11 protein-coding genes are annotated in these 14,051 nt (G+C 34.2%); 3 read left to right on the forward strand and 8 right to left on the reverse strand.

Features of this window, described 5'->3' with window-relative positions; translation table 11 throughout:
• Positions 1-418 precede the first annotated feature (418 nt).
• From ACFO3N_RS07820 to ligD, 3 genes are all read left to right on the forward strand, one after another.
• On the forward strand, positions 419-1,909 hold the full coding sequence (locus ACFO3N_RS07820; protein ID WP_379796632.1) for an aminotransferase-like domain-containing protein: 1,491 nt from the start codon (positions 419-421) through the stop codon (positions 1,907-1,909).
• Positions 1,910-2,446: 537 nt separating this feature from the next.
• Positions 2,447-2,896, forward strand: coding sequence for a hypothetical protein (locus ACFO3N_RS07825; protein WP_379796634.1), 450 nt, complete (start codon positions 2,447-2,449; stop codon positions 2,894-2,896).
• Between the two features lie 15 nt (positions 2,897-2,911).
• Entirely contained in the window at positions 2,912-5,518 is a 2,607-nt protein-coding gene (ligD, locus tag ACFO3N_RS07830) for a DNA ligase D (protein WP_379796636.1), read from the forward strand.
• Here ligD and ku read toward each other — a convergent pair.
• From ku to ACFO3N_RS07870, 8 genes are all read right to left on the reverse strand, one after another.
• Complete coding sequence (gene ku, locus ACFO3N_RS07835) at positions 5,515-6,294, reverse strand: non-homologous end joining protein Ku (protein ID WP_379796638.1); 780 nt, start codon at positions 6,292-6,294, stop codon at positions 5,515-5,517. The two genes, ligD and ku, sit on opposite strands and share 4 nt — an antisense overlap.
• Before the next feature lie 242 nt (positions 6,295-6,536).
• Positions 6,537-7,349, reverse strand: coding sequence for a methionine ABC transporter substrate-binding lipoprotein MetQ (gene metQ / locus ACFO3N_RS07840; protein ID WP_379796640.1), 813 nt, complete (start codon positions 7,347-7,349; stop codon positions 6,537-6,539).
• A gap of 59 nt (positions 7,350-7,408) precedes the next feature.
• Positions 7,409-8,062, reverse strand: coding sequence for a methionine ABC transporter permease MetI (locus ACFO3N_RS07845; RefSeq protein WP_095929005.1), 654 nt, complete (start codon positions 8,060-8,062; stop codon positions 7,409-7,411).
• A complete protein-coding gene (metN, locus tag ACFO3N_RS07850) occupies positions 8,055-9,086 on the reverse strand; it encodes a methionine ABC transporter ATP-binding protein MetN (protein WP_320492218.1) in 1,032 nt (343 codons plus the stop codon). Before metN ends, ACFO3N_RS07845 begins: the two co-directional genes overlap by 8 nt.
• A 438-nt stretch (positions 9,087-9,524) precedes the next feature.
• Positions 9,525-10,553, reverse strand: coding sequence for an NHL repeat-containing protein (locus ACFO3N_RS07855; protein ID WP_379796643.1), 1,029 nt, complete (start codon positions 10,551-10,553; stop codon positions 9,525-9,527).
• Entirely contained in the window at positions 10,544-11,758 is a 1,215-nt protein-coding gene (locus ACFO3N_RS07860) for a hypothetical protein (RefSeq protein ID WP_379796645.1), read from the reverse strand. Before ACFO3N_RS07860 ends, ACFO3N_RS07855 begins: the two co-directional genes overlap by 10 nt.
• A 154-nt stretch (positions 11,759-11,912) precedes the next feature.
• Positions 11,913-13,034, reverse strand: coding sequence for an N-acetylglucosamine-6-phosphate deacetylase (gene nagA / locus ACFO3N_RS07865; RefSeq protein WP_379796647.1), 1,122 nt, complete (start codon positions 13,032-13,034; stop codon positions 11,913-11,915).
• Between the two features lie 86 nt (positions 13,035-13,120).
• Positions 13,121-13,924: a DUF2490 domain-containing protein gene (locus tag ACFO3N_RS07870; RefSeq protein WP_379796649.1), complete on the reverse strand. Its 804-nt coding sequence runs from the start codon at positions 13,922-13,924 to the stop codon at positions 13,121-13,123.
• Positions 13,925-14,051 lie beyond the last annotated feature (127 nt).

A 14,051-nucleotide genomic window follows, 5' to 3' on the forward strand; every position in this document is an offset into this window, starting at 1 on the left:
TCTGGTCGGTAGAAAAAGAATATGTCATTTTGCATTGTGTTCCAGAGGAACACCTGATTTTATATAACCGCGTTCTGTTTTACCAACCAAACGTTCCTACGGAACGTATAATCGCAATTCAAATTTAATTCTACCGATGAAACATTCCTACGGAATGAATTGTTTTTGAGAATATATAATCACCGTAATTAGTATAAACTTCGCAGAAGAAAATGACGCAGTTAAATGCTTGATTAATTTCAGCCAATGGGTTAATTCCATTTTATTCAATAAAATAAAAATATTTCAGCCGGACTTAATAGTTTGATTTGGTCATCGTTCTAGCACTTATTTAGGAAAGATCACTTTTCTTTTTTTCTAAAAATTTTTAGAAAAGCAGTATCTTGCCGTACTAATAAAAAGTGTCAGTTTATAAATTATGGATAGTCCGGTTGAAATTCCTTTTAAAAGCTTTATTCAGCTTAAACCAGAAGAAAGCACTGCTATTTATCTGCAACTTGTTTTTGAGTTTATCAAAGCCATACAAACGGGTTTTCTTCCCGAAGGCACCAAACTTCCCGGTACCAGAATTTTATGTAAAGTACTTTCTGTTAACCGAAACACTTTAATCAAAGCCTTTCAGGATTTAGAATCCCAAGGCTGGATTGAAACACTTCCGAACAAAGGAACTTTTATTTTATCCCAACAAAAACAAAAAAACAAGGCTGAGTTTATTCTTTCGAAAGAACAAAATGTATCTCAAGATAATATTGGCTTTAGTTTTCAGCGTTCTACTATTCTTGAAAATCCGATTGAAATTAGCAATTTGCCTTATCAATTTAATGACGGAATGCCTGATTTAAGATTAGTTCAAACCGATGTTCTGGCGAGATTATACGTTTCAAAGCTAAAAAGACGAAAAACATCTAAAACCTACGAGCAGATAGAATTGCGTTCGCATTCGAATTTTAAAACTCATTTTTCTAATTATCTGAATCTTACTCGAGGAATTCGCATTTCAACTTCAAATCTTCTTACGACAAGCAGTCACGAAATTGCTTTGTATTTGGTTACAAAAGTTCTTATTGCTTCAGGCGATAAAGTGGTTGTAGCTTCGCCGGGATATTATATGTCAAACATGACGCTAACTAATACTGGAGCACAAATAATTTCTATTCCGGTAAATGAAGATGGAATTGACACCAAACGTTTAAAAGAAATCTGCGAAACAACAAAAATCAGGGTTTTATACTTAACATCCAATTATCATTATCCCACGACTATTTCGCTTAGTGCAAAAAAAAGAATCGAAGTTTTGGAATTGGCCAATCAATACGGATTTGTGATTTTGGAAGACGATTACGATTTTGAGTTTCATTACGATAATAATCCTGTTTTGCCATTAGCCGCGTTTGATTCCAATCAGAAAGTAGTTTATATCGGTTCTTTCGGAAAATCATTGCCATCAGGATTCAGTTATGGTTTTGTGGCTGCGCCTGCGGAATTTATCAAAGAACTCGAAAAGCATCAAAACATTCTTGAACCACGAATTGATGTTATAAAAGAACAGGTTCTTACCGAATGGATTACCGAAGGCGAAGTGCACCGCCTTTCTAAAAAAAATAAAAAAATCTACAAAGAACGACGCGATTATTTTGTTACAATTCTTAATGAAAAACTTAAAGATAGAATCAAGTTTAAAATTCCACCAAGAGGACTGGCAATCTGGGTCGAATGGCTGGATCATTTTAATCTGGTTCAGTTTCAAAAAGAATGTTCCAAACAGGGCTTATTTCTGCCAAAGACCATTTTATATCAAACCAAAAATCTTACTGCGACCCGTTTAGGATTTGGGAATTTGGAAAAGGAAGAAATGGAAAAAGCAGTTTCTATTTTGAGTACCTGTTTAGCAATTATTTTGGAGAATTGAAGTAATTTTAATTAATGAAAACATAGCCAATCGTTTAGCTTCATAGATTCAAATGCATCTTTATAAAACATAACCCGTGGTTTCAACCACAGGGAACACAATGAGATTTCTTATGTGGATGTCCCCGTGGTTGAAACCACGGGCTATGTTTGAATATAAATGCGTATAAAACAAAAAAAGGCTGTCTTTGTGACAGCCAATCATGTAATCTATTACAACATTTTTTCTATTTCCCAGAAATGATATCTTCCTAATGCTTTTATAAACGAAGTGGTTACATTGTCTTCGCTATTTTCACTTGTCAAAATAAATTTATAATTATATCAGAATTGTTTCGGTTTTTCAAACAATAGACAACCAAAGTTAGATTAGTTTTCAAGTTAAAATTTATACTTAACGGTTATAACATTCGAATCTTAAAATATTTGAAAACCAATATTTTACTGATAATTATATAAGTGCTTTTTTTAATCCTATAACATAAAAGAGCCTTTTTAAAAGTAACTTTGAAATAGAGTTTAATTCAAAAAGGTTTTTATGATCTACATCACTATACAATTACTATTAATTACTATTGGGGCGACATCAGCCATGACTTGGTTTAGTTATGTTATGTCAAAAAACTTTAGAGAATTGTATAAAGAACCTGTTTTATTGAGTTTTGCTTTAAAAAAAACAAATATCAATCTCTCCGAAAAATCTAGAAAAATTTTAGGATGGCTGATACATTACATTATTGGTTTTCTATTTGTTATGGGATATCATATAGTATGGGTGAAGGATATTTTACCAATTTCTCCACTAAGTGCTCTTATATTAGGAGTTATCAGTGGTGTAATTGGCATACTCAGCTGGATTATTATATTTAAAATGACCAATCATCAACCCCCAATTGATTTTAAAGGTTATTATATTCAGCTGTTCTTTGCCCATATTATTTTTGCCTTCACAGCAACGGCGCTTTACTATATTTTACTTACGCTTTAATACTTCTGAAAGCTTATGTCACTGTCTAAATACAATCAAAAGAGAGATTTTAAACAAACCCGCGAACCAAAAGGAAAAGTGGAAAAATCGGCAAACGAACTGATTTTTGTCGTGCAGAAACATGCCGCATCGCATCTTCATTACGATTTTAGGCTAGAAATGGATGGCGTTTTAAAAAGCTGGGCAGTGCCAAAAGGTCCGTCAATGGATCCTGAAGTAAAACGTCTCGCAATGATGGTAGAAGATCATCCCTACAGTTACAAGGATTTTGAAGGTACAATTCCAGAAGGAAACTACGGCGCTGGAAATGTAATTGTTTGGGATAATGGAACGTATACTTCGGATGAAAAAACAGCTTCGGACGAAAAACAATTATTAAGTGATTTAGAAAAAGGGCGCTTGAGTTTTGTTTTAAAAGGAAAAAAACTCAAAGGCGAATTTTCCTTGGTCAAACTTCACGGCAAACAAGAAAATGCCTGGCTTTTAATCAAGAAAAATGACAAGTATGCTTTTACTGAAGATATTTTAGAAAAAAATAAATCGGTTATTTCTAAAAGAAGTTTGGAACAGCTTATAAAAAAATCTGAAAAACTGTCTTCAAAAACAGTTGAGAAAAAAACGGCAAAAAAAAAGTCTAATCCGAAAGTTGAAATAGCTGAGTTTATAAAACCCATGCTTGCCAGCGTACGCGAAAAACCTTTTGATGATGATGAATGGGTTTTCGAAAATAAATACGACGGGTACAGGACGATTGCCGTTATTAATGCACAACAAGTCGATTTGTATAGCAGAAACGAACTTTCTTTTACTGATAATTTTAAGTCCATCGCCGAAGAATTACAACAAATAGATCATAACGTAGTTTTAGATGGCGAAGTTGTGGTCGAGAATGATGCAGGAAAAGCCGATTTCCAACTGCTTCAAAACTATATGAAAACCGGAATCGGAAATCTCAAATATTATGTTTTTGATTTATTGAATTTGGATGGAAATCTGATTACTGAATTATCGCTTTTGGAACGAAAAGAACTGCTGAAAATTCTCTTCAATAAATATCTTTTTTCGAATGTTTTTTATTCTGAACATACCGTTGGCGACGGAATAAAACAGTTTGAAAAAGCACTTAAAAATAAAACGGAAGGCATAATTGCCAAAAGAGCCGATAGCACTTATGCTGCAAACAGAAGAAGTACAAACTGGCTTAAAATAAAAACAGCAAATGAAGAGGAAGCCATAATTATCGGAATCACCGAACCTAAAAATTCGAGAAAGTATTTTGGCGCGCTTCTTTTAGGTCAATATAATGGTAAAAAACTGCAATATATTGGTAAATGCGGAACGGGTTTTACAGAAGCTGTGCTGAAAGATTTATACACTCAACTCGAGCCTTACTTTATAGAAAAATCTCCGCTTGACGAAAAAATCTCTTTACGCGATCCCATTCAATGGATAAAACCAAAAGTCGTTTGTCAGGTAAAATTTTCCGAATGGACGCAGGATCAGCATTTGCGACATCCTGTTTATCTAGGATTAAGGGTTGATAAAAAAGGTGAAGAAGTTAATTTTAATGGCAATGGCAATCACAATATCAATGACAATGGCAATATCAATGGCAATATCAATGGCAAAATCAATTTGAAAGACGATATTAATGGGAGTTCTAATTTAATTGAAATGGAAAAATCAAACAAACACAAAACTGGGAACGATTACGATTTAAAAATTGGTAAAACGACCTTACATCTCACCAATCAGAATAAAATTTATTTTCCAAAAGATGGTATTACAAAAGGTGATATTATACAATATTATAATGAAGTTTCAGAATTGATTTTGCCGTATTTAAAAGATCGTCCAGAATCGATGAACCGTTTCCCAAACGGAATTGATTCTCCTAGTTTTTATCAGAAAGATGTCGATGTCGATAAAATTCCGAAATGGCTTAAAACCAAAAAAATCTTCTCAGAATCCAACAATGCCAACATTGATTATCTTATTTGCAATAATAAAGAAACACTACTTTATATGGCCAATTTAGGCTGTATCGAAATGAATCCGTGGAATTCGACCATAAAACATATTCAGAATCCAGATTGGCTTGTAATTGATTTAGATCCTGCAAAAGACGACTTTAAACTAGTGGTTCAAACTGCTTTGGTTGTAAAAGAAGTTTTAGACGAATTGGAAACCGAATGTTTATGCAAAACTTCGGGCGCTTCTGGGCTTCATATTTACATTCCGCTTGGCGCACAATACGATTATGATTCGATTAAAATTCTAGCCGAATTAATTGCCAAAGAAGTACATTCCAGACTGCCCGATATTACTTCGATTGACAGAAGCATCAAAAAAAGGAAAAATAAACTGTACATCGATTTTTTACAAAACCGACGCGGACAAACTTTGGCAGCGCCGTATTCTGTTCGTCCAAAACCTGGCGCAACAGTTTCTACGCCTTTAGAATGGAGTGAAGTGACTGAAAAACTGCATCCTTCGCAATTTATCATCAAAAATGCATTAAGTCGTTTTGAAAAAAAAGGCGATTTATGGAAACCCGTTTTATCGAAAGGCGCCAATATTAAAAAGATTATTCACAAACTAGAAAATAGTCAAAACGTTTAAGACGATTTTTTCTTTTTGTTTTCCAGACTTGCTTTCAGCATTTCCATTAAATCGTCGCTTTGTTTGTGCACGACTTTTAGTTTTGGAGCTGCTTTTTGCGGTTTTCCTTTGGCTTTCTTTTTAATGATATCCAAAAGCTTGGCGGTATATTCGTCTTTAAAGCCAGAAATATCAAATTTCTCCGTTAGCTGATCGATTAGTTTTTCTGCCATGTCCATTTCTTTTGTCGATTTTTTAGACATTGGAGGCAATTTTAATTCTGCTGTACTTCTAATCTCCTGTTCAAATCGAATTCGGTTTAAAACAATGACATTTTTGTACGGTTTTAGAATTGCCAGACTTTCTTTATTTCTCAGTACAAATCTTGTAACACCAACTTTTCCTGAAGCTTCGAGCGCATCGCGAAGCAAGCCATAGGCATTCATGGCGCCTTTATCGGGTTCAAGATAATAGGGCTGTTCGTAATAAATACTTTGGATTTCTTTTTCGAAAGCAAAACTTTCAATATCGATTGTTTTAGTTTTAATGGCGTCTGCAGCTTCAAAATCAGAATCTTCCAAAACAATATATTTACCTTCCAGATTATATCCCTTTACAATATTGGCAAAATCTACTTCTTTGCCCGTATTTTCGTTAACACGTTTAAACTTAATATTAGCGTGATCTTTCGCATCCAGCATATCCATATCCAGAGTGCTTTCCTGCACCGCCGAAAACATTTTTATTGGAATATTAATTAATCCAAAACTTACCGAACCTGTCCAAATTGATCTCATGGCATTTGTTTTAAAAATTGAACTCTAATTTAATTCAATAAAAAAACGTAAACCTTACAAAATCAACAGATTGTTTTATATAATTGTTAAGGGTTAATACTAACCGCGTATTCCCGTGGTTGAAACCACGGGCTATGTTTGAATAAATGTACGTATAGTACAAAAAAATATGAGTTATAAGTTAGGCAACACTCCTAACTTATAACTCATAACTCATAACTTTTAACTTTTAACTTAAAAAATTACCAGCCTTTAACCGCGCCTCCTTTAAATTCTTGTTCAGCAGCTTTTTCTACTTCTGGAGATTGAAAAGCCTGTAAAAACTGTTTTACTTTTTCTTCGTTTTTATTGTCTTCGCGGCTTACCACCAAATTTACATAAGGAGAATCTTTGTCTTCAACAAACAAAGCATCACGAGATGGAACCAATCCTGCTGCAGAAGCAAAAGTATTGTTAATGATCGCAATAGACACATTTTGGTCGTCTAAAGCACGAGGCAATTGAGGCGCTTCTAGTTCTAAAATTTTTAAGTTTTTAGGATTACCAACAATGTCAGTTACCTTTGGCAATAAACCAACACCATCTTTCAATTTCAATAATCCGTTTTTCTGCAAAAGCAATAACGAACGTCCTCCGTTTGTTGGATCGTTTGGAATAATAATCGTGCTTTCGTTTTTCAATTCAGAAAGGCTTTTTATTTTTTTAGAATAACCAGCAATCGGATACACGAATGTATTTCCGATAATGGCTAATTTGTAACCTCTTTGTTTCGATTGCTCATCTAAATACGGTTTGTGCTGAAATGCATTCGCATCGATATCACCTTGGCTTAAAGCTTCATTTGGAATCACGTAATCGTTGAAAGAAACTAGTTCTACTTCCAATCCGTATTTTTCTTTAGCTACTTTTTTAGCCGCTTCCGCCACTTTTAGTTCTGGACCAGAAGCTACACCTACTTTTATAAAATGAGGATCGTTATTTTTTTTGTTTCCGCAATTGGATAAAACAAGCGCCAAAGCCAAAATTCCAGCCGTTTTTAAAATATTAAGTTTCATATATTTCTAATTGTAAATTGTTAATTATAAATTGTTAATTATAAATTGTTAATTGAGGATTATCTATGATCGAATCGTTTTGATAATCTGTCTCCCGCAAACTGAATTACGAATACCAGAATAACCAATAAAGCCAAAACCGAGTTCATTGTTACGGCATCATAACCAATATATCCGTATTGATACCCAACTTGTCCTAAACCACCTGCTCCAACAGCTCCTCCCATTGCAGAATATCCAACAAGAGTAATTAAAGTTATTGATGCTGCATTGATTAAAGAAGGCAGAGCTTCTGGCAATAATACTTTGTATACAATTTGTAAAGGAGTTGCGCCCAATGCCCTCGCTGCTTCAATTAATCCCGACGGAAGACCTAATAAACTATTTTCTACCAAACGGGCAATAAACGGAGCTGCACCAATACTTAACGGAACCAAAGCGGCACTCACACCAATAGAAGTCCCGACAATAGCGCGTGTAAACGGAATCATCCAAACGATTAAAATAATGAATGGAATAGAACGAAAAACGTTTACCACAACTGATAATGTTCTGTTTAAAACCGGCTGTTCCAGAATCTGGTTTTTACGAGTTAAGAATAATAAAATTCCTGTTGGAAGTCCTAACAAAAACCCGAAAAAGCCCGATACAAAAGTCATAACAATGGTTTCCCATGTTCCTTTTAACAATAAATCTATAAGAGAATCAGACATAACCTATAATTTCTGTTTTAATGTGTTTTGAATTAAAATATTGAATTGCTGCGTCGTAATTTTCGCGTTTCCCTGAAAGTTCAATCAGCATTACACCAAAATTCACTTCGCCAGCCTGATCCATTTGCGCGCTAACGATTTTGAAATCGGTATCAAAAAGTCTTGAAACTTCTGAGATAACAGGCTCGTTAACCGATTTTCCTGTCATTTCCAGTTTTAATAACGGATTCAGATTTCCATTGTCTTCTTTCTGCAATTTTTCCTGATAAACAGATGGAACTTCGATATGAAGCGAAGAAGAAATAAATTCTCTTGTTAATTCATGTTTTGGGTCTGCAAAGATTTCGCCCACACTTCCCTGCTCGATTAATTTTCCGTGACTGATTACCGCTACTTCATCACAAATCGATTTTACCACTTCCATTTGGTGTGTGATCAGCAGAACCGTAATGTTAAGGCGTTTGTTAATGTCTTTCAGTAAATTTAAAATCGATCTCGTTGTTGCAGGATCCAATGCGCTTGTCGCTTCATCGCACAGTAAAACTTTCGGATTATTAGCCAAAGTTCTTGCAATGGCAACTCTTTGTTTTTGTCCTCCCGAAAGACTTGCTGGATAATCATTGGCTTTTTCTGCCAATCCAACCAATTGCAATAATTCTAAAACACGTGTTTTGATTTCCGTTTTTGGCGTTCCAGCCAATTCTAGCGGAAAAGCCACATTTTCGAAAACCGTTCTCGAAGAAAGTAAATTGAAATGCTGAAAAATCATTCCGATTTGTCTTCTTTCAATCGCCAATTCCGCATTTGACAACTGCATCAAAGCTTTTCCGTCAACGATAATTTCGCCAGAAGTTGGTCTTTCCAACAAATTCACGCATCGAATCAAAGTACTTTTTCCTGCTCCGGAAGTTCCAATTACACCAAAAATTTTCCCCTGAGGAACCCTTAGTGAGACATCAGACAAAGCAGCTACAATTCTGTCTTTCTGATGAAAAGTTTTGGTTACATTTTTTAATTCAATCATTCTTTACAGTTTAAAAAACAAAAAAGCCTTCCATTAATAAGTTGAAAGGCTTTTTCGAAATAAATTTTATCATTTTATATATTAAGCCAGATCAATAAACACCATAACAGCAACACAGCACATCATACTGTGACGATAATAATTATTCATTTTCTGGTTCTGTTTCTTCATAGCGAGTGCAAATTTAAATAGTTATTTTCAATTTTAAGCTATAAATTGTTAAAACTTTTATTAGCCTATCAATCTAGTAGGCTTTTTTTTTGAAATCCCAAATTATTTTAAATTCCAAACTCCAATCTTAGTTTTAAATTCAAATATTTGAAATTCCAAAATCTAAATCCAAATTTTATTTCAATCCAAAAAAAATCCAAATTCCAATTTGACCGAGACTTCGGAATTGGAATTTGGAATTTCAAAAAATTTGGAATTTAAAAAAACCTAGTTGTTTTGTTCTGCAATTACCGACTTATTCAATTTTATTACTCTGATTTTTTTATTGGTATTATCAGATAAGAAAATACGATCGTTAAGTTGTGCTGTGCCAACAATAGTTCCGAAAGCATTTTGTCCTAAAATATCAGAAACGCTTAAAACCGCTTTATAATTCTTTTTAATGAACTCGTCTTTTGGATATAGTTTTAAATAAGAGGCACTTCCAACATTTTCTGAAGTAACTGCCCAATCTTTGCTAAAAGATACTGCAACTGGTTTAATGTCTACAAATTGCACTTTTTCTGGCTCGATAGGAGTTGTTAACGAAGCTGCAGCATTGGCTTTAATATTGGCGATATTATAATATAAATAGCTTTTAGCATCTCTTCCTCCTACAACCAAATTTCCATCAAAAACATCCAATGAATATACTTCTGTATATCCGTTTAAGGTATTCAATTTGGCAATAGGCTTTAAATTCCAATCGCTTGTTTCTGTAATTTGAGCAGCGTCAAGAACCTTTATGCTCTTTTCTTTTTCTTTTACAAACACCAATCCGTCTTTGGCTACAACACCAAAAACGTGCACAAAAGTCTGCCACCACTGGCCATTTCCAACAGTGCTAATTCCAGCATTTGTAATCTCATCAAAAACAAATAATCTTGATTCTGTACTACCAACGTAAATACGGCCAGCATCAACAGAAACCGATGTTAAACTTGTTAGCGCAATAGTTGTGTTTCCTTTTTTATATTCTTTTATTGTTTTAATATGTTCTAAAGTCAGAGCATTAAAAATCTCTAATACATTTCCGTTAATCACATACAATTTCTCATTTGCAATAGTAATTCCTTTTGGATCAAATGCTTCTGTGCTTCCTGGAATATTTTCGTTTGTAATAGAAGCTTCATCAGTCGGATAATAATAGGTATAATCTTTAGATGCTGGATCGTCTTTACTGCAACTTGTAAACAAACAAATTACTAAAATTAGGGGCAGAATATGTTTCATGTATAATTTATATTTTAGTTCCATTTTCCTTCGCCTTTATATTTTAGCAAAAATGGATTTTTAGGATTAACAGTAAATACTGGTTTCTTATAAGTTCCTTTTACGTAAGCCGTTTTTGAATAGGTTTTTAAAACGTCTGGATCTGTAAACGGAAGATCATTTAAATAAATTAAGTATTTATAAAAATGAGTAAGCATTTCCTGCTGACCGCCGCCTTCGCCGCTATTCGCCAAATTACTGCTGTGGTTAAAACCAATATGATGCGAATATTCGTGAGACCAAACCGACATTTCTCCAACCCAATGTCCGGTTACATAACCCGATTCCCATTGTGATGCCAGATTCCCTCCGCCCCAAGCAGAATCTCCTCCAACCATTGCCAGCCAAACGGTTCTTTTATCTAGATAATTCCAGTATATTTTTTCGATTTCTTCTTTAGAATAATAATCGTAAACACCATCTACATCATCAGCATTTCCGTGCCAATTCAATGCGCCATTTATAGCTGTTCCTGCTGTCGTTGCTTGTTCTTGTTTGTACTTGTCAAAATTGGTAAAAGTGTCATAATACAGAGGATGGCTTAAAGCATAAGAATAATTAATAATCATGGTAATTGCTTCTTTTGCCAATGCAGGATTCATAGGAAGAAATTTACCCAACTCATTAATGTGGTATCCGTCATGAAACTGAACTAAATGATTTGATTTTATTTTTTTGAATTTTTTAAACAAAGGATCATCTGATTCTACAGAAAATTCGATCGCTCCAGATGAAAATCCTTCAATTTTATCGATCGTTACTGTGTTTCCTGTTTCTAGCAAATAATCGTTTTTTTGCTCTGTCAAAGGAATTTTATGAAAAGAACGGTGAAAAGCAGGAACTTTAGAAAAACTATAAAGCAAAAACTTTTTATCGTAATTAGGCAATTTTGCATACACTTTTACGTCTGTCAATCCAACCGGAGAATAAAGCGAAACTTGTACAGAATCTTTTCCTTTTTGAATAACTTGAAACGGTTCGTTTACTCTAAACCATCGATCTGCTTTATTGTACATAATCGAAGGATCTTCGTTATCCTCAAACATAGTCATTGGTTTATTTTCTGCTGGTAAAGCCGAAGCATCTATACTTGGCAGGTAATTTGGCTTGTAATTTTCGCCATCGTCACTACATCCAAAAATAATACTTGCCAATAGGGCAAATACGAAAAAGTGAGTGTTTTTTCTCATCAGTAAGTAAGTAGGTTTGGGGTTAAATATGATGCAAAACTATCAATATACTTTGTATAAGCAAGTTAAATGCAAGAAAAATATGAATATAAAATATACTAAAAGTAAGTTTTTATAAACGACTACTATACTTAAAGGGCAGGTTCTAAAGTTTCTATTCCCTAAAATCTAAAGTCTTGATTACAGTTAAATCAGAATTGAACTCAACAAAGCTTGCAGGAAAATCTGCACGTATTTTTCCTATTTTATTTTGCATGCCAATTGCAGCAGCCACTCTTGTAGTCGCCATTTTTATAGCTTCATCTGCCGAAACATTTAAATGATTATAGGCATTTTGCACTGCTTCTGTCATTGAGATTGAAGCACCTGCTAGATTGCCATCCTCATTTCTATAGAAACCATCAACCAAATGAGCGTCAAAGTTATCCCATTTAAAATTAGCCACTTTACGCCCCAAAAAGGTAGCATCACTAATTAAGAAGAATTTATCCTGTTTTAGTTTGTACGCTATTTTTGCTGCTGCATAATCACAATGCACTCCATCGAGAATAAGAGGAGCGTAGACTTCTTCGTTTTCAAAAACAGCTCCAACCAAACCTGGTTCGCGATGTCCGAATTGTGTCATGGCATTAAACAAGTGTGTAACTAGATTAATTCCTTTTGCAAAATAAGGCTGTGCTTCTTTGTGCGTAATAGTAGAATGTCCGATCGAAATTGTAATACCGCTTTCGATCAGCATATTAAGCTGCTTTTCTGTAAAACATTCTGGAGCTATGGTAATGACTTTTATAATATCTTTTCCTTTGCTGATAATTTCTTGAAGTTCTTCGTCAGTTGGTTTTCGAACCTGATCAATACTATGTGCCCCGCGTCTTTGCGGATTTAAAAATGGTCCTTCCAAATGCATTCCGATTACACCATTTTGATGCTTTTTCATGTAATTGCGAACCGCTTCAATTCCTTCTAAAATGGTTTCTTTTGATGAAGATATTAAACAAGGTAAAACATGCGTTGTGCCATATTTCATACTGGCATCGTAAATATCCTGAATGGTTTCTTCGTTGGGTGTCTGACTGAAATAATACTTTTCTCCGCCATTGATCTGGATATCTATAAATCCTGCCGCAAGGTGATTTCCTTTTAAATCAATTGTCTTGATATCGTTTGGAATTTCTTTTTGCACTGAAATAATAGTTCCGTTTTCTACAACTACAACTCCGTTTTCTATTATTTCTTCTCCCGTGTGTACGACAGCATTTATGATCGCTTGTTTCATTTTGTTTATTCTTATAACGTTCCAAAGTTAAATATTATAAGTTTTAAGCAAAATAAACTCTTTTAAAATCGGCAGAAATAATTTGGTTAATCTGCACCACCATCAACACTATCAAATGTTTCGCGTTCTTTTGGTTTTACGCTGTATTTTAATGAAACCATTGGCCCGTAGTAAACGTCAAACTGAGTTCCGTTTGCACGCAACTGCATTTGTCCTATTACGCCTGCCAAAAAATGAATATTCGGGGTAATTCCAGCAGTATAATAAACCGATAGTCTGAAAATATCAAAATGTTCGTCGGCATAATCTTTAGAAGCAAACTTTAGCATGAGTTCTGTGTAATACCCAATATTTGGGGCTAAAAAAATTGGTTTTTCCTTACTTTGTCTCAAATAATGATTGACTCCAAAACGTGCTCTTAATCTTGGTATCGTCTGGTGATTGCCGTTTCTATCATCAAAAAATTTGGTTTCAAATCGCACTTGTTCAAAAATAGATCCTTTTGGCATTTCCTGAGTATAGGTTCCCATAACAATAAGTCGGTTTTCCAAAGTTTTGTAATTCCCCGCTTCTTCTATTGCATACTTCTGGTTGTGCGCGTATCCTAACCAAAGCTTCATATTTTTAAAACCCGAATAAATAATCCAAGGTCTTATTACTTTTCGCTGTGTATATTCAAAAGGATTTCCGTTGGTATAAGCACCTTGCGTAACGAGCTGCAAATCGGCCTGACCGCTTAAATGCCATTTTTCTATTAGAGGAAATGCAACATCAACTTCGCTTATAGATGCTGGAATAAATCCCATTGTATAAGGAGCATCCTGCGCTTTTAAAACTTGAGACAAAATAATGCAGCAGAATAAAAGAAAACTCTTTTTTAATAAACTCATAATCGGTCAATGTTAAATTACAAGGCTTCGAAATAAGAAAGTCTATCAAATTTAAATAAAGAAGTTTTTTACTTTAAAAAAAAGCGGTTTCATGTTATAATATGAAACCGCTTTTTGAAACATTTCT

Origin of the sequence: Flavobacterium chungangensis (assembly GCF_042654045.1) — a bacterium.
GTDB classification, from domain to species: Bacteria; Bacteroidota; Bacteroidia; order Flavobacteriales; family Flavobacteriaceae; genus Flavobacterium; species Flavobacterium chungangensis.